This window comes from Belnapia sp. F-4-1 (assembly GCF_000802185.1).
Taxonomy (GTDB): domain Bacteria; phylum Pseudomonadota; class Alphaproteobacteria; order Acetobacterales; family Acetobacteraceae; genus Belnapia.
The window spans coordinates 1,944,491-1,960,405 of sequence record NZ_KN676113.1; the positions used below are offsets into that span (position 1 = coordinate 1,944,491).

Here is a 15,915-nt window from a genome sequence, read left to right on the forward strand (position 1 = left end):
TTATTGATCCTGCAATCAATCATCCATTCCGGGAGCAACGTCATGACCCTGCTCACCCGCCGCGCCGCTTTCGGCGCCGCCGCCCTGCTCGCCGCCCCGCACCTGGCCCGCGCCGCCGACACCCAGCTCGCCATCGCCACCGGCACCACGGGCGGCGTCTACTACCCGCTCGGCGGCGGGCTGGCGAACATCCTCTCCCGCACCATCCCGGGGATGAGCGCGACCGTCGAGGTCACCGGCGGCTCCGTCGCCAACAACCAGCTGCTTGGCGCCGGCCGCGTCGGCCTCATCTTCTCCCAGGTCGATGCCAGCGTGGATGCGGTGAACGGGCAGGACCGCTTCCGCGGCCGCCCGGTCAAGGTCCGCGCCATCGCCGTGATCTACACCAACCGCATGCAGGTGGTGACGACAACCGCCACCGGCATCCAGAGCCTCGCCGACATGAAGGGCAAGCGCATCTCCACCGGCGCCCCCGGCTCGGCGACCGAGGTGATGGCCTTCCGCCTCATCGAGGCCGCCGGCCTCGACCGCGACAAGGACTTCCGCGCCCGCGAGCGCCTGTCGCCGGCCGAGAGCACCAATGCGGTGAAGGACGGCAAGATCGACGCCTATTTCTTCGTCTCCGGCGTGCCGACCAGCGCGGTGACCGACCTCGCCGCCTCGCCCGGCGTCACCCTGCGGCTGATCGACCATGCCGACCTGGTGCCGAAGGTCACCGCCAAGCACGGCCCGGTCTACTTCCCGGAGGTGATCCCGTCCGGCACCTATCCCGGCCAGACCGCGGACAACCAGCAGATGTCGGTGGCGAACATCCTCGCCGTGCTCGACACCATGCCGGACGAGCAGGTGACGAAGATCCTGGAGAGCACCTGGAACGGCCGGGCGGAACTCGCCCAGGTCCATGCCGAGGGGCGGGGCTTCACGCTCGAGCGGCAGAAGACGGCGGCGGCCGGCGTGCCCTGGCACCCGGCGGCCGAGGCCTTCTGGAAGAAGCAGGGCGCGACGCTGGCCTGAGCGGCGCTACCGGCCCCGGGCGAGGATCCTGCCGAAATCGCCGTCCAGCGCGGCGAGGGCGGCATCGACCCGGGCCTGGCGCTCGGCGATCCAGCCCTCCTGCGCCGTCAGCCTGTCGCCGGCGGCGCGCAGCATCCGCGCCATCTCCGCCGGCTGCGGCCCGCCGCTCGTCGCCCGGTTGCGGATGATGGCCGCCGGGTCGAGTGCGGCGTGGAATTCGGCCTCGCTCATCGGTAGCTCGCCCTCCGGCAGGCGCATCCCGCGCAGCGTTTCCGCATAGATCCGCCGCGCCTCCGCATAGGGGAAGTCGGCCGGGCGGATGTCATGCGCCTTGGCATGGTCCACCACCTCGGAGGCGAAGTGGTGGCCGACGCGGAAGGGCAGGCGGTATCGCCGCATCAGCACATCCGCCACCTCCTGCGAGGCGGTCCAGTCGCTGTTCAGCTCCTCCAGCGCCCGCTCCGGGTTGAGGACCAGGGCATGCAGGATGCGGTCCCAGCGCTCCAGCAGGCTCACCGTGGCGGCGATCAGCGCCATGTTGTCGGCGGTGACCTTGGGGTCGTTCATCCCGGGCGGGATGTTGTGCGCCTGCAAGGCGCGGCCCATGCCGAGCGTCACCACCGTCGAGGCCTGCCGCCGCGCATCGTTCAGCAGGCCCGGATTGCGCTTCTGCGGCATGGCGCTCGAGACATAGGTGTTGCCGCCGCCTTCCTCGAGCAGGATCCAGGGGCGCGGCTGGGCATACTGCGTCATCACATCGGCGATGTAGGCGCCGGCATGGAGCGCGATGCCGGTGGCGATGGCGCCGATCTCGACCGGCAGGTCGGTGGCGGCGATCTGCGCCGCGTCATAGGCGTTGTCCACCTTGTCCGGGAAGCCGAGGTAGCGTGCCATCCGGTCGCGGTTCAGCGGCCAGCTCGTGCCGTTCAGCACCGTCGTGCCCATGGGGGAGAGGTCGAGCCGGGCATAGGCCTCGCGCAGCCGCTGCGCGTCGCGGTCGAGTCCGGCGACATGGCCGAGCAGGTAATGGCCATAGCTGTTGGGCTGGGCGGCGACGCCGTTGGTGTAGTTGGGCACCACGGTGGCGGCGTGCCGCTCCGCGACGCGCAGCATCGAATCCGTGGTGCGGCGAAGCTGCCCGGCCAGGCGCAGCAGCCCGTCGCGCAACATGGCGGCGCGGACCGTCGCCAGCATGTCCTGGCTCGACCGTCCGGCATGCAGCAGCGTGGCCTCGACGCCCGCGGCCTCGATCAGCAACGGCTCGAAGGTGATGACGAGGTTGGGGCGCTGCCCGCCCGGCCGGTTGCCGGCCTGGAGCACGGCATCGAGCCCGGCGGCGATCCGCGGCGCGAGCGCCGGGTCCAGCAGCCCTTCCTCCGAATTGATGACGGTGCTGGCCTTGTTGATCGCGCCGAGCCAGAAGAATTCGTCGCGCCGCGGCGCCGGTTGCGCGGCCAGCGGCGGCGCCAGGCCAGCCATCATCATCACCATCCCGATCATGGCCAGGATACCGCGCGGCATGGCCTGCCTCCCCCGATGCATCGAGTGCAAGGCTAGGGCCGGAGGCGGCGAGGGTCAGCCCCCTTCGGCCATGCGCCGCATCGCCGCGGCGGTGGCGCGGTCGCGCGGGTCAGCGCTGGCGGCCAGGCCCGCCATCGCGCCGTCCCGGTCGGGAGCGGCGCGGTTCTGGCTGAGCTTCCGCTTGCCGGTCAGCCGCTCGATCCGCAGCACGAAGCCGACGATCCCCTTCAGCTGGCCGGCGACGAAGGCCTCCGGCGCCTCGCCGACCGACCACGGGCGTGGCTGGGCCGCCTCCTTCTCCTCGGTCAGCCGGCTGACGATGCCGTGCAGCCGCGCCGCATCCTCGATGATCTCGGCCGTCCCCTCGGCATGGACCGCCTCGTAATTCCAGGTCGGCACCACCCGGTGATGCTCGGCCTTGGACGGATACCAATTGGGCGAGACATAGGCCTCCGCCCCACGGAAGACGGCGATGGCCCGCCCCGCCGCGCGCAGCGCCGCCACATGCGGGTTGGCCCGCGCCAAGTGGCCGATCAGCTCGCCTCGCTCGGCATCCAGCGTCAGCGGCAGATGCGTGATGTCAGGCACGCCCTCCTCGCCGTTCGAGACGAGCAGCGCCAGCCGCGCCTCGCGGATCAGGCCATGCAGGATCTCCGGGCGGTCCTCCCGGAAGGCGGCGGGGTTGTACATGAGGCGAGCATGCCCGCACCCACCCCACCGCGTCCAATGCAGGAGGCGCGGATCAGCGCTGCTTGTCGTCCGCCGTCTCGGCGGCGGCGCTCTCGGTCCTGGCCCGATCGTCGTTCGGCCGGCCCCCGGGCGAGCCGCCCGCCTCCTCGATCTCCTCCGGCTTCGCCGCCCCGCGGGACATCTCCTCCTCGCTCCACGGCTTCTCGCCCGTTCCCTTCTTCTCTTCCGGCATCTCGCATCTCCTCCGTATCGAGTATCCAGCGCGGCCCGGGCGCCACGGTTCCGCCGCTGCCGCGTTGGGGCGCCGGCTGCCCGATGGAAGACGCGCCCATGCTGAGCAATCTCCTGGCTGGAGGGCGGGAACTGCCGCTCTGGCTCTCCCTCCTGGTCCCTTTCGTCCTGGCCCCCGCGCTGGCGCTGGCGGCGCTCCGCCTCGTCCATGCGCTGCTGGACCGCGTGCTGGCCGGCAGTCATGCCCGCCTCCTGCGTCGCATTCTGGCCGATGGCCGCGGCGCCGTGCGGGCCGCCATCGCCCTGCTGGCGGTCTTGGCGGCGCTCCCCGCCGTCGACCTGCCGACCGCCGCCGAGCAGGCCGCCAGCCGCGCCGCCACCCTCGGCCTGGTGGTGGCGATCGGCTGGGCGTTGACCCGCAAGGTCGCCGCCGCCTTCGACGCCTATCTCGAGGGCGAGTTGGGCGAGAATGCCGACTGGCTGCAGCGCCGCCGCCGCACCCAGCTGATCGTCTTCCGCCGCCTTGCCGTCTCGGCCGGCATCACCCTGACCGCCGGCCTGGTGCTGACCGCGATCCCTGCCGTCCGCGCCGTCGGCCTCAGCCTCTTCGCCTCGGCCGGCGTCGCCGGCATCGTTGCGGGCCTCGCGGCGCGGCCGGCCGTCTCCAACCTCATCGCCGGCATCCAGATCGCGCTGACCCAGCCGATCCGCCTCGGCGATGCCGTGCTGGTCGAGGGCGAATGGGGCCATGTGGCGGAGATCACCGCCACCTACGTGACCATCGCCACCTGGGACCAACGTTCCCTCGTCGTCCCCATCGGCTACTTCACCGAGCGGCCGATCCGCAACTGGACCAAGACCAGCGCGCAGCTGCTCGACACCGTCTTCGTCCATGTGGACTACACCGTGCCCGTCGCCGCGCTGCGCGCCGAGGCGCAGCGCATCGTCGAGGCGAGCCCGCTCTGGGACCGGCGCGTCTTCGCCGTGCAGGTGACCGACCTGAAGGAGCGCAGCATCGAGATCCGCGTGCTGATGAGCGCCGCCAATTCCGGCGCAATGTTCGACCTGCGCTGCTTGATGCGCGAGCAGCTCATCGCCTTCCTCGCCGAGAAGTATCCGCGTGCGCTGCCCCAGGCGCGGCTTTCCGTCTCCGGCCTGCAGGCTGCCTGACCGTCGCCCGCATGCGGCGACGCGGTCGGCATCGGCCGGCTCGACCTGGTCGAGAACCGCTTCGTTGGGATGAAGTCGCGCGGCTGCTACGAGACGCCGGGCGGCACCATCCTGTGGCAGGCCCACCGGGCGATGGAGAGCATCACCCTCGACCGCGAGGCGACGCACCTCAAGGATAGCCTGATGCCCCGCTATGCCGAGATCGTCTATAACGGCTTCTGGTTCAGCCCGGAGCGGCGGATGATCCAGGCCATGGCGGATAGGTGACGGAGGGTATGGGCGCGATCGCCGGTCTCGCCGGGGAGAATCGCGAGGTGGCGGGAAGCGTGCTGAGCGCCTCGGGCGACCTCTCGCGGCAGGCGGCGGCGATGCGGGAGGAGCTCGGGCGCTTCCTCGCCGCGGTGAAGGCGGCCTGAGCCGCTACTCCACCCGGATGCCAGCCTGCGCGACGATCTGCTTCACCACCGCCCGCTCCGGTGCGGACGGGCCGAGTGGTCAGCCCCCGCCCTCGTCCGGAATGTTGAGCAGGATGCCGCAGGCCTTGCAGTGGACCGCATCCGGCTCATGCCGCTGCAGGCCGCAATCCGGGCAGGAGAAGCGCACCTTGTTCGGCCGGAACAGCGTCTGCGCCAGCCGGAGGAACAGGGTGACGCCCGCCAGCATGATCACCACCGAGAGCAGCCGCCCGACCGGCCCCTGCAGGGTGATGTCGCCGAAGCCCGTCGTCGTCAGGGCGGTGACGGTGAAGTAGAGCGCATCCGAATAGTTGGTGATGTGCGGGTTGCCGCGGTGCTGCGTCTCGAAGACCACGCCGGTCATGACGAAGATGAAGACGCCGAGCTGCGCCGCCGCCAGCGCCGCTTCCTCGTTCTGGCGGAAGAAGGGCAGGTCGCTGCGGAGCGAGGCGATCAGCCGGACCGAATGCAGCAGCCGCAGCGTCCGCAGCACCCGAAGGAACCCCAGCGCGCCGTGCAGCAACGGCGCGAGCAGCAGGGAAAGGATGCCGAGCAGGTCGGCCAGTTCCAGCGGTTGCACCATGGCTCGCCAGGGCCGGGCGCTGGCGCCGATCCGCGCAGCGAACTCGGCCAGCAGAACGAGGCCAAGCCCGACATCCACCGCCAGCACCGGCGTGCTGAGCGGCAGAAAGGAAGCCGTGACGATCCAGCCGATGCTGAGCAGGTCGAGGCCGAGCAGGGCATAGCGGAAGCGCCGGGCCTCCGGCACCTCCGCCCGGTAGAGCCTCCGCAGCACGACCCGGAGCCGATCGCGCCGCGGCCACCGCATGGCTACAGCGCGCCGCCGCGGCGCCCGGCCATGGCGCCGAGGCGGAGCCGCAGCGCGTTCAGCTTGATGAAGCCCTGCGCGTCGAACTGGTCGTAGGCGCCCTGGTCCTCCTCGAAGGTGACGTGTTTCATCGAGTAGAGGCTATGCGGCGAGCGCCGGCCGGTGACGATGACGTTGCCCTTGTAGAGCTTCATCCGCACCTCGCCGGTGACGCTGTGCTGGCTCTCATCCGCCATGGCCTGGATCATCCGCCGCTCCGGGCTGAACCAGAAGCCGTTATAGATGATCTCGGCATAGCGGGGCATCAGGCTATCCTTGAGGTGCGTCGCCTCGCGGTCGAGGGTGATGCTCTCCATCGCCCGGTGGGCCTGCCACAGGATGGTGCCGCCCGGCGTCTCGTAGCAGCCGCGCGACTTCATCCCAACGAAGCGGTTCTCGACCAGGTCGAGCCGGCCGATGCCGTTCGCGCGGCCGAGCGCGTTCAGCTCGGTCAGCAGCGTCGCGGGCGACATACGCTTCCCGTTGATGCCGACCGCGTCGCCGCGCTCGAACTCGACCACGATCTCGGTCGGGCTGTCGGGCGCCTCCATAGGGCTGATGGTGCGCTGCCAGACCATTTCGTCCGGCGCATCCCAGGGCTCCTCGAGGATCTTTCCTTCGGAGGAGCTGTGCAGCAGGTTGGCATCGACCGAGAAGGGCGCCTCGCCGCGCTTGTCCTTGGCGATGGGGATCTGGTTGGCCTCGGCGAATTCCAGCAGCTTCGTCCGGCTCGTCAGCTCCCACTCGCGCCAGGGGGCGATGACCTTCACGTCGGGCTTCAGCGCGTAGTAGCCGATCTCGAAGCGCACCTGGTCGTTGCCCTTGCCGGTGGCGCCATGCGCGACGGCATCGGCGCCGACCTCCTCGGCGATGCGGATCTGCTCCTGCGCAATCAGCGGCCGGGCGATCGAGGTGCCGAGCAGGTACTGGCCTTCATAGAGAGCGTTCATGCGGAACATCGGGAAGACGAAGTCCCGCACGAATTCCTCGCGCAGGTCGCGGATGAAGATGTTCTCCGGCTTGATCCCGAGCAGCAGGGCCTTGTCCCGCGCCGGGCCCAGCTCCTCCCCCTGGCCGAGATCGGCGGTGAAGGTCACCACCTCGCAGCGATAGGTGGTCTGGAGCCACTTCAGGATGACGCTGGTATCGAGGCCGCCGGAATAGGCCAGAACGACCTTCTTGACATCCTTCACACGCATGGTCCTGGTCCTGACGGGGCTGGAGGTGGCCGGAGCGGGCCAGATGCCCCGTTTGCCGCGCGAGGACAAGGGCTTGGCCGGCGGCTTTCCTTTTCGCCGCCGTTGCGCCACCGTGCCGCATGCCCCGCTTCGACCGCAGCGCCGCCGCCGCCCATGCCGAAGCCCAGGCCGCCGCCTGGACGGCCGAGGCAGGGCCGGGCGGGGCGATCCACCTCTTCGGCCGCGATGGTCCGACCCATGCCGCCTGTGGCGGCCTCGCCGACCTGGGCCAGGGCCTCAGGATCGCGCCGGACACCGCCTTCCGCTGGGCCTCCATCACCAAGCAGGTGCTCGCCGCCCTGGCCCTGCGCGCCGGGCCGGGGCTGGGGGCCAAGCTCGGCGACCACCTGCCCGGCCTCTCGCCGGCCGTGGGCGCGGTGACGGTCGGCCATGCGCTCGGCATGACCTCCGGCCTGCCGGATGCCATGGAGGCCGCCTGGCAATGCCATGTGCCGCCCTCGGCCGCCATGTCGCGGGACATGCTCTTCGGCCTGGCGGCAAGGCTGCCGGCGCTGAACTACCCGCAGGGGACGGAGATCAGCTACACCAACACCGGCTACCGCCTCATGCAGCACCTGCTCGAGGGCAGGGCCGGCGATGTCGGCACGGCCTGGCGCGAGGCGTTCTTCGCGCCGCTCGGCATGGCGGCGACGCAGTTCCCCGAGGACTGGACCGACCCGGTGCCCGGCCTCGCCCGCGGCTACTGGCGCGACGGCGCCGGGCGCTGGCATGAGGGGCGCTACGGCCCGCATCTCTCCGCCTCGGGCGGCCTCGCCGGCCCGGCCCCCGACCTCGCCGCCTGGCTCGCGGCCCTCATGGCGGGGCGCGGCCCGCTCGCCGGCGTGCTCGATGCGCTCGCCGCGCCGCGCCGCCTCGTCGACGGGCGCGAGACCGCCTATGGCCTCGGCCTTGGCCGCACGCCGCTCGGCCCGCATGTCTTGCTCGGCCATGGCGGCTCGCTGCCCGGCTTCAAGAACCAGGTCCTGTTCAGCCGCGAGCTGGGGGCCGGCGTCATCGTCCTGACCAACCGGGAGGACGTGGACAGCCTCGCCCTAGCGCTGGCGGTGATGGCGGCCGGCCTCCGCCTCGGGTTGGCGCCACCGGTCCCGCCCGGCACCCTCCGTCCGGGCCTCTACGCCGCCGCGGATGGCGGTCCCTTCTGGATCGAGGTGGAGGGCAGCGCCGTCACCTACCTCGGTGCGCGGGAGAACCTCGTCGCAGGCGAGGATGGCTGGGCCGTCTCGTGCAGCCCCTATATGTGGATGCGCCTCCGCCAGGAAGGCGCGGCGATCGCCGGCGAGGTGAACCACGTCGCCCGCCGCTTCCTTCCCGTGCAGGACGCCGTCTGCGACCCTGCCTGGCAGGGCGAGTGGCGCAACGAGGAGCACGGCAGCGCTTTCGCCATCGGCACCGGCGGCAGGACGCTCACCATGGGCGCCGGCCCGTTGCGCGCCGCCATGCCGCTGCTGCCGCTCGGCGGCGGGCGCGCATTGTTCCGCCGAGCCGACGGGCCCTGGGCGCAGCGCCCCTGCCTGCATGTCCAGGGCGACCGCGCCCGCCTCGTCACCAACCGCTGCCGGGTGCTCGATTACCGGCGGGCATGAAGGAAGGCCACCGATGACGCTCCGCTCCACCATCCTGGCCGCGCTGCTCGGCGCCGGGCTGGCGCTGCCCGCCACCGCGCAATCCGTGCTGCGCGTCGTGCCGCATGCCGACCTGAAGACGCTCGACCCCGTCGCTGTCTCCGTCAGCATCACCCGGCTGCACGGGCTGATGATCTACGAGACCCTCTTCGCCTGGGATTCCGGCCTGCAGCCCCGGCCGCAGATGGTGGAGCGCTGGTCGGTCAGCGGGGATGGGCTCACCTGGCGCTTCACCCTGCGCGAAGGCCTCCGCTTCCATGACGGCAGGGCGGTGACGACGCGCGACGTCGCTGCCTCGCTCCGCCGCTGGATGGCGCGCGACATCGTCGGCTCCCGCCTCGGCGACGCGCTGGCCAGCCTCGACATCACCGACGAGCGCAGCTTCGCCCTCGTCCTCAAGCGTCCTTTCGGGCTGATGACCTATGCGCTCGGCTCCGCCGTCGGTGCCATCCCGGCCATCATGCGCGAGGAGGATGCCGCGACCGATCCCGGCCGCCCGATCGCGACCACTATCGGCTCCGGCCCCTTCCGCTTCGTCCGCGAGGACTGGATGGCCGGGCAGCGCGTCGTCTATGCGCGCAACCCCGACTACCGCCCGCGCAGCGAGCCGGCCGATGGCCTCGCCGGCGGCCGCGTGGTGAAGGTGGACCGGGTGGAGTGGCGCAACATCCCCGACGCCTCGACCGTCGCCGCCGCGCTGCAATCGGGCGAGATCGACATCTGGGAGCAGGTGGCGACCGATCTCGTCCCCGTCGTTTCCCGCCAGCGGGGCACGGTGGTGGACCGGCTGAATGCCCTCGGCACCCAGGGCATGCTGCGGCCGAACAGCCTCTTCCCGCCCTTCAACGACCCGCGCGCACGGCTGGCCCTGGCCTATATCGTCGACCAGGCGGAAGCCATGGCCGCCGGCTTCGGCGACCAGCGCTGGTGGCGGCGTTGCGAGGCCTTCTTCGTCTGCGGCACCGCCTATGGGTCGGAGGCCGGGTCGGCGCCCTACGCTCGGCCGAACCTGGAGCGCGCCCGCTCGCTCCTCGCCGAGGCCGGCTACCGCGGCGAGCGGCTGGTCTTCATCACCACCAACGACATCCCCTGGATCGGCCGCATGGCGGAGGTCGCCGCCGCCGGCATGCGCCAGGCGGGGATGAACATCGACCTGCAGTACAACGACTGGGGCACGGTCATCACCCGCCAGCCGCGCAAGGACCCGCCCGCCCAGGGCGGCTGGAACATCTTCGCCACCGGCGCCTCGGGCGCGACGATGTTCCATCCGCTGACGAATATCGGCACCGGCATGGCCTGCGACGGCCGCAACTGGGCCGGCTGGCCCTGCGACGAGGAGGCAGAGCGGCTGCGTCTGGCCTTCATCGAGGCGGCCGACGAGGCGGAGCGCAAGCGCCTGGCCGAGGCGCTCCAGACGCGCCTCGCCGAGGTGCAGCCCTACCGCCCGCTCGGCCAGGCCGACATGCCTTATGCCCGCCGGGCCAATATCGTGGGCATGCTGCCCTCGCCCGTCATGGTGTTCTGGAACGTCGAGAAGCGCTGAGCCTCGCGGCGCATGGCGGTTGCAGGGGGGGGCGCCCCGGCTCAAGGCCGCACGGCCGGCGTCTCCACAGCCATGCCGGCCGCGCGGCGCATCAGGAACAACTCGATGGCGACGTATTCCGGCGCGCCATAGGCATAGGGCTCTGACCGCACCCCTGTCATGCAGTTCCGCAGCCGCCGTTGCAGCGAGCCCATGCCCTGCCATTCCAGCCGGTAGAGCGGATAGCCGGTCGGATGCGCCTCCGGGATCGGGCTGCCGGCCAGGTGCCGCCCGGCATTGGCGTCATGGCATTGCGCGCAGGAGAGGTCGAGCTGCCCGCGCCGCTCGCGGTACAGCGCCTCGCCGCGGGCCAGCGCCGGTGCCAGGCGCGGATCGTCCGGCGGGTTGACCGGGATCCCGCGCGATTGCAGGCCGATGACCGCCGCGAGCGCCAGCGCCTCCTCGGATTCGCGAGGGAAGGGCGTGCGATGCTGCCGTGCCTCCTGGCATTGCGCGATCCGCCCCGCGAGGTCGATCGGCGCCGCATCGAAGGCCGGATAGCGCGCGGCAACGCCCCGCATCCCGGCCACATCGCCATGGCAGCCGGCGCAGCCCGCGCTGTCCCAGAGCGCCCGGCCCTCCTCCACCCAGAGCATGCCAGGGTTGGCGCTGTCCTCCCGCTGCATCGCCTGCGTCTCCGGCGACATCAGCGCGAAGCTGGACTCGCGCGCCTCCGCCGTGGCGCCGAGCAGCAGCAGGGCGAGCGCGAGCCGCCTCATGTCACCGTCAGGCTGCGCGTCTCGGTCTGCTCGAAGCCGTTGTCGCCCGTCCAGGTGAAGGCGAGGATGCCGCTCTCGGCCGCCACTAGGCTGAAGCTGAGGAAGGGGTTGGCCGCGATGGCCGGTGCCAGCTCCGCCGCGAAAACCTCCTCGTTGTTATAGAGGCAGGCGAAGTGGGTGATGATGTCGCGCGGCGCGACGCTGCCATCCGCACGGGGCCGGTAGCCGGTCTCCATCACGTGCTGGATCAACGTGCGGATCTCGATCACCTCGCCGCGCCGGGCGGTGCGGGGCAGGTTGATGAGGACGCGGGCCATCGCCTCAGCCCTCCACGCAGGCGGCGAGCGTCACGATCACGTCCGCATTCGCCGCGCGGAAGCTGCCATCGCTCATCTCCGCCACCGCCACCAGCCGCTGCGAGGTGGCGAGCCGCATCCGCGTCGAAAGCCGTGCCCGCCCGGCCCGCGGCCCGAGCCGGGCGGTGACGACATGCGGCTGCGGGTTGCGCTCGTTGAAGAGGGCGATGCGGAGGACATGCTCGGCGTCCGTCATCGGGCTCTCGACGGCGATGGTGACCGGCACGGTATTGCCGTTCTCCACCAGTGGCGGGATGTCGAGCGTGACGCCGGCCTCCGCCGGCTCTGCCCCACCGGTGAAGCCGAGCACCGCCTCGCGCAACCCCGGCCGATCCGCCCGCGCCGGCCGGGCCAGCACGACGGCGAGCAGCCCGGCGCCCAGCGCGCGGCGTTCAATCCCTGAGCGTGACAAGGAAGGCGACGACATCCTCGATCTCCCCGGCGGCCAGGATCGGCCGCCCCTGCCAGGCCGGCCCGACCCGGACCAGCCCCTCGGTGCGGTAGTAGGAGGGCATGATGGTCTCCGGGTTCAACCTTCGCCCATCGACGAGCCGCAGCCGCAACTGCCCCTCCGTCAGCCGGGCGCCGACCCCGGCCAGGCTCGGCGCCAGGTCGCCCTGGAACCGCTCCTCGGGGAAAGGGCCGGCATGGCAGAGCAGGCACAGCCCCCGCTGCCGGCTGGTAACGATGGCCCGCCCCCGCGCCGCATCGCCCGGCTCGCCCGTGAGGGAGGGCAGCCCTTCCTCCGCCCGCGCCCCGCCCGCCAGCAGCAGGACCAGGAGTGCCGCCCTAGCCGAAGGCATCCGCCGTGACGGTGCGGAACCAGTCCTCCGCATACCCCGCCTCCGCCGCCCGCACCTTGGCCGGCGCCCCAAGCGGGCTCACGCCGCCCGCTCCCGGCACATCCGCCAGCAGCCCGTCCTTCGGCTGGTAGACGCCCGCGATGGAGATGCCGTAGCCCGGCTCCACCAGGCTGTAGCAGGTGTTGATGAGCTTCGGTGGGGCAGGGGCCTCGCCCCGCAGCAGCGCTGCCACCGCCTCGGCGCAGACCCGCGCCTGGGCATGGGCGGCAAAGGCGGATTTCGGCATGGCCCCGGCGATGATCGCATCGCCGATCAGGTGGATGCCCGGCCGCTGCCGGGACTCGAAGCTGACGGGATCGACCGGGCACCAGCCGCTGCGGTCGGTGAGCCCCGCCGCCTGGGCGATCCGCCCGGCCGATTGCGGCGGGATGATATTGGCCACTGCCGCCTGGTGCTCGCCGAACTCGGTCCGCACCACCCGCGCCGCCGCATCCACCTCCACCACCTTGCCGCCCGAGGAGAGCGGCACCCATTCCAGCAGGTCGGGATAGAGCGCTGCCCAGGCCTCCTCGAACAGCCGCTGCTTGGAGAAGGCATCCTTGGCGTCGAGCAGGATGAGCTTCGATCGCGGCTTTCGCGTTTTCAGGTAATGCGCGATGAGGCTCGCCCGCTCATAGGGGCCGGGCGGGCATCGGTAGGGGTTAGCCGGGACGGAGAGCACCACCAGCCCGCCATCCTCCATTGCCTCGAGTTGCCGCCGCAGCAGCAGGGTCTGCGGCCCGGCCCGCCAGGCATGCGGCATCGCCTCGGTGTCGAGGCCGGGGATGGCATCCGGGTGCAGCGCGATCCCCGGCGCCATCACCAGCCGGTCGAAGGGGAGGGCGCCGCCATCCGCCAGCACCACCCGGCGGTCCTCGACCGTCCGCGCCGCCTGATGCACCACGGCGACCCCCTCCCGCCGCAGCCCGTCATAGCCGAAGCGCTGCGCCTCCATCTCCCGGAGCCCGGCGATGACCGCGTTGCTGAAGGGGCAGGCGAGGTAGGTGGCGTCCCGCTCCACCAGCGTCACCGCGACGCCCAGCCGGTGCAGCGCCCGCGCCGCCGCCGCGCCGCCGAAGCCGCCGCCGATGACGACCACCTGCGGCGCCGCCTGCGCCAGGGCGGGTGCGGCCAGCAGCGCAGCGCCGAGCAGCGCCCGTCGCCTCACCGCGACACCGCGACCCAGGCGGCGATGGCCCGGATCTCCGCCTCGGTGAAGCCGCGGGCGATGCGGTCCATCACCGTGGGCGATCCCTGGCCCGCCTTGTAGGCCAGCATCGCCCCGGCGATCGCCTCCGCCGGCTGCCCGGCCAGCACGGGCATCCCGCCCCCGCCATGGCAGCCGGCGCAGGAGGAGGCGCCAGGCGGCGGCGCCGCCACGGCCGGCAGCGCCACCATCACGCTAAGCGCGACGCAGATCCGCATGCTTCAGCGGCAGCTGCCGCACCCGCTTGCCGGTGGCGGCGAAGATCGCATTCAGCACCGCCGGCGCCGCGACGGCGATGGTCGGCTCCCCGACACCGCCCCAGAAGCCGCCGGAGGGCATCAGGATCGCCTCTACCGCCGGCATCTCCATCATGCGCATGACCGGGTAGGTGTCGAAATTCTCCTGCTCGATCCGCCCTTCGGCGACGGTGCATTCGCCATGGAGCGCCGCGCTCAACCCATAGACGAAGGAGCCCTCCACCTGCGCCGCGATCTGCTGCGGGTTCACCGCGTGGCCGGGATCGGTGGCGGCGGTGATCTTGTGGATCGTCAGCTCGCCGGCCGGGCTGACCGAGACCTCGGCGCAGGCCGCGACATAGCTGCCGAAGCCCATGATCTGGGCGAGGCCGCGGGCCCGTCCCTCCGGCGCTGGCTGGCCCCAGCCGCCGCGCTCCGCCACCGCGTTCAGCACGGCGAGGTGCTTCGGGCTCCCCCGGAGCAGCGCCCGGCGGAACTCCAGCGGGTCCTTGCCCGCCGCATGCGCCAGCTCGTCCATGAAGCATTCCACATAGACGGCATTCTGGTTGAGGTTCACCCCGCGCCAGAAACCCGGCGGCACATGCGGGTTGCGCATCGCATGGTCGATCAGGATGTTGGGGATGGCGTAGCCGAAGGCCCCTTCCTCGCCGCCTGGGCTGAGCCCCTGGAACACCACCGGGTCCCGCCCGTCACGGATATTCTGCGGGAAGATGCCGGCAACGATCGACTGGCCGGAGATGCGCATGGCGAGGCCCGTCAAGTTGCCCTGCGCATCCAGCGCCCCGGTCAGCTTGCACTGGGTGATCGGGTGGTAGCGCCCGTGGAGCATGTCCTCCTCGCGCGACCAGAGCAGCTTCACCGGCGTGCCCGGCATCTGCTTCGCGATGTCGACCGCCTGGCGCACCCAGTCATGCACCGCGCCACGCCGGCCGAAGCCGCCGCCGAGATGGATCTTGTACACCTCGCACTTCGCCGGCGGCAGGCCTGCCGCTTCCGAGGCCGCGGCCAGCGCCGCCTCGCCATTCTGCGTCGGCGTCCAGACCTCGCAGCGCTCCGGCGTCCAGAGCGCCGTGGCGTTCATCGGCTCCATCGTCGCATGGTTCTGGAAGGGGTAGCCGTAGGTGGCCTCCACCCGCTTCGCCGCCCCGGCGATGGCCGCCTTGGCATCACCCGCGCGGTTGCCGATGGCGGCCTCCGGCGCCTCCAGCCCCGCCTTCAGCACCTCGGCGATGCTGGCGGAAGACACCTGCGCATTCGGCCCGTTGTCCCAGGTGATGGGCAGGGCGTCGAGCGCCGTCTTCGCCCGCCACCAGGTATCGGCGACGACCGCGACGGCGGTCTCGCCCACCGGGACAACCTTCTTCACCCCCGGCATGCTGGCAACCTTGGCCGCATCGAAGCTCGCCACCTTGCCACCGAAGACCGGGCAGTCGCGGATGGCGGCGTTCAGCATCCCCGGCAGCGTCAGGTCGGCGCCATAGACCTGCTTGCCATTGGTCTTCTCGACCGTGTCCAGCCGCGGCAGCGACCGGCCGGCGATGGTCCAGTCCTTCGGGTCGCGCAGCGGCACATCGGTCGGCGGCGTCAGCTTCGCCGCCGCCTCGGCCACCTTGCCATAGGTGGTGGTCCGGCCGGAGGGCTGGTGGGTGATGGTGCTGTTCGCCGCGCGGCATTCGCCGGCGGGCACGCCCCAGCCCTGGGCCGCGGCCTCGACCAGCATCATCCGTGCCGCGGCACCGCCCTTCCGTACATACTCGTGGCTCTCACGGATGCCGCGGCTGCCGCCCGTGGACATGTTCCCCCAGGCGCGGTTGCGCGCCAGGTTCTGCCCCGGGGTCGGGTATTCAGTGCTGACCTTCGACCAGTCGGCATTCAGCTCCTCGGCGACGAGCTGGGCGAGGCCGGTGAGCGTGCCTTGGCCCATCTCCGAGCGGGCGATGCGGATGATGATGCTGTCGTCCGGCTTCACCACCACCCAGGCATTGACCTCGGGCGTGGCGGCGGGCGCAGCCCCCTGGGCCGCGGCCTCGGGCACGCGGATGCCGAGGGTGAAGGCGCCGAGCGCGGCCGAGACCTGGAGGAAGCCGCGGCGCGGCAGCGATGCGATCCGGTTCATCCCCGC

The 15,915-nt window shown here is 71.7% G+C and carries 17 protein-coding genes and 1 pseudogene; 6 read left to right on the plus strand and 12 right to left on the minus strand.

Annotated features, from left to right (window positions below):
- The first annotated feature begins 42 nt into the window (after positions 1-42).
- The gene (locus tag LH62_RS09435; protein ID WP_043360790.1) at positions 43-1,014 is read left to right on the plus strand and encodes a TAXI family TRAP transporter solute-binding subunit; all 972 of its coding nucleotides are present in this window, start codon (positions 43-45) and stop codon (positions 1,012-1,014) included.
- A 6-nt stretch (positions 1,015-1,020) separates the two neighbouring features.
- Here the strand turns inward: LH62_RS09435 and LH62_RS09440 are convergent, their stop codons facing one another.
- From LH62_RS09440 to LH62_RS09450, 3 genes are read right to left on the minus strand one after another with little or no spacing between them, the layout of a single operon-like run.
- Positions 1,021-2,535 carry a lyase family protein gene (locus LH62_RS09440; protein ID WP_043360792.1) on the minus strand — a complete coding sequence of 505 codons (1,515 nt, stop codon included), beginning with the start codon at positions 2,533-2,535 and terminating at the stop codon, positions 1,021-1,023.
- Between the two features lie 54 nt (positions 2,536-2,589).
- A complete protein-coding gene (locus LH62_RS09445) occupies positions 2,590-3,225 on the minus strand; it encodes an FMN-binding negative transcriptional regulator (protein WP_043360794.1) in 636 nt (211 codons plus the stop codon).
- Positions 3,226-3,277: 52 nt separating this feature from the next.
- Positions 3,278-3,457 carry a hypothetical protein gene (locus LH62_RS09450; protein WP_043341041.1) on the minus strand — a complete coding sequence of 60 codons (180 nt, stop codon included), beginning with the start codon at positions 3,455-3,457 and terminating at the stop codon, positions 3,278-3,280.
- A 98-nt stretch (positions 3,458-3,555) separates the two neighbouring features.
- On the opposite strand from LH62_RS09450, the gene LH62_RS09455 reads away from it, so the two are divergent.
- The 3 genes and pseudogenes from LH62_RS09455 (at position 3,556) to LH62_RS31090 (ending at position 5,042) form a co-directional block, all read left to right on the plus strand.
- A complete protein-coding gene (locus LH62_RS09455; RefSeq protein WP_082012441.1) occupies positions 3,556-4,626 on the plus strand; it encodes a mechanosensitive ion channel family protein in 1,071 nt (356 codons plus the stop codon).
- Between the two features lie 27 nt (positions 4,627-4,653).
- Positions 4,654-4,887 (plus strand): annotated as a pseudogene (locus tag LH62_RS09460) (argininosuccinate synthase); the annotation flags it as partial.
- A 2-nt stretch (positions 4,888-4,889) separates the two neighbouring features.
- Positions 4,890-5,042, plus strand: a complete 153-nt coding sequence (locus tag LH62_RS31090; protein WP_160299808.1) for a hypothetical protein — start codon at positions 4,890-4,892, stop codon at positions 5,040-5,042.
- A gap of 79 nt (positions 5,043-5,121) precedes the next feature.
- Here LH62_RS31090 and LH62_RS09465 read toward each other — a convergent pair whose 3' ends face one another.
- Together LH62_RS09465 and LH62_RS09470 are read right to left on the minus strand one after the other, a co-directional pair.
- On the minus strand, positions 5,122-5,877 hold the full coding sequence (locus tag LH62_RS09465; RefSeq protein WP_201445457.1) for a potassium channel family protein: 756 nt from the start codon (positions 5,875-5,877) through the stop codon (positions 5,122-5,124).
- 35 nt (positions 5,878-5,912) lie between these two features.
- Positions 5,913-7,148: an argininosuccinate synthase gene (locus tag LH62_RS09470; RefSeq protein WP_043360797.1), complete on the minus strand. Its 1,236-nt coding sequence runs from the start codon at positions 7,146-7,148 to the stop codon at positions 5,913-5,915.
- 119 nt (positions 7,149-7,267) lie between these two features.
- Between LH62_RS09470 and LH62_RS09475 the strand changes: the two genes are divergently transcribed.
- Both LH62_RS09475 and LH62_RS09480 read left to right on the plus strand, forming a co-directional pair.
- A complete protein-coding gene (locus LH62_RS09475; RefSeq protein ID WP_043360798.1) occupies positions 7,268-8,791 on the plus strand; it encodes a serine hydrolase in 1,524 nt (507 codons plus the stop codon).
- Positions 8,792-8,804: 13 nt separating this feature from the next.
- Entirely contained in the window at positions 8,805-10,373 is a 1,569-nt protein-coding gene (locus tag LH62_RS09480) for an ABC transporter substrate-binding protein (RefSeq protein ID WP_043360800.1), read from the plus strand.
- 41 nt (positions 10,374-10,414) lie between these two features.
- On the opposite strand, the gene soxA is transcribed toward LH62_RS09480, so the two are convergent.
- Genes soxA through LH62_RS09515 form a run of 7 tightly spaced genes read right to left on the minus strand, consistent with a single transcriptional unit; the run spans position 10,415 to position 15,909 of the window.
- Positions 10,415-11,131: a sulfur oxidation c-type cytochrome SoxA gene (gene soxA / locus LH62_RS09485; RefSeq protein ID WP_043360802.1), complete on the minus strand. Its 717-nt coding sequence runs from the start codon at positions 11,129-11,131 to the stop codon at positions 10,415-10,417.
- The gene (soxZ, locus tag LH62_RS09490) at positions 11,128-11,448 is read right to left on the minus strand and encodes a thiosulfate oxidation carrier complex protein SoxZ (RefSeq protein WP_043360804.1); all 321 of its coding nucleotides are present in this window, start codon (positions 11,446-11,448) and stop codon (positions 11,128-11,130) included. Before soxZ ends, soxA begins: the two co-directional genes overlap by 4 nt.
- A 4-nt stretch (positions 11,449-11,452) precedes the next feature.
- Positions 11,453-11,899 carry a SoxY-related AACIE arm protein gene (locus LH62_RS09495; protein ID WP_236552516.1) on the minus strand — a complete coding sequence of 149 codons (447 nt, stop codon included), beginning with the start codon at positions 11,897-11,899 and terminating at the stop codon, positions 11,453-11,455.
- Positions 11,880-12,290, minus strand: a complete 411-nt coding sequence (gene soxX, locus LH62_RS09500; RefSeq protein WP_043360808.1) for a sulfur oxidation c-type cytochrome SoxX — start codon at positions 12,288-12,290, stop codon at positions 11,880-11,882. Before soxX ends, LH62_RS09495 begins: the two co-directional genes overlap by 20 nt.
- Positions 12,277-13,497, minus strand: a complete 1,221-nt coding sequence (locus LH62_RS09505; protein WP_144404431.1) for an NAD(P)/FAD-dependent oxidoreductase — start codon at positions 13,495-13,497, stop codon at positions 12,277-12,279. The genes soxX and LH62_RS09505 overlap by 14 nt, the downstream gene beginning before the upstream one ends.
- The gene (locus LH62_RS09510) at positions 13,494-13,754 is read right to left on the minus strand and encodes a c-type cytochrome (protein ID WP_043360811.1); all 261 of its coding nucleotides are present in this window, start codon (positions 13,752-13,754) and stop codon (positions 13,494-13,496) included. Before LH62_RS09510 ends, LH62_RS09505 begins: the two co-directional genes overlap by 4 nt.
- On the minus strand, positions 13,732-15,909 hold the full coding sequence (locus LH62_RS09515; protein WP_236552517.1) for a molybdopterin cofactor-binding domain-containing protein: 2,178 nt from the start codon (positions 15,907-15,909) through the stop codon (positions 13,732-13,734). The genes LH62_RS09510 and LH62_RS09515 overlap by 23 nt, the downstream gene beginning before the upstream one ends.
- Positions 15,910-15,915 lie beyond the last annotated feature (6 nt).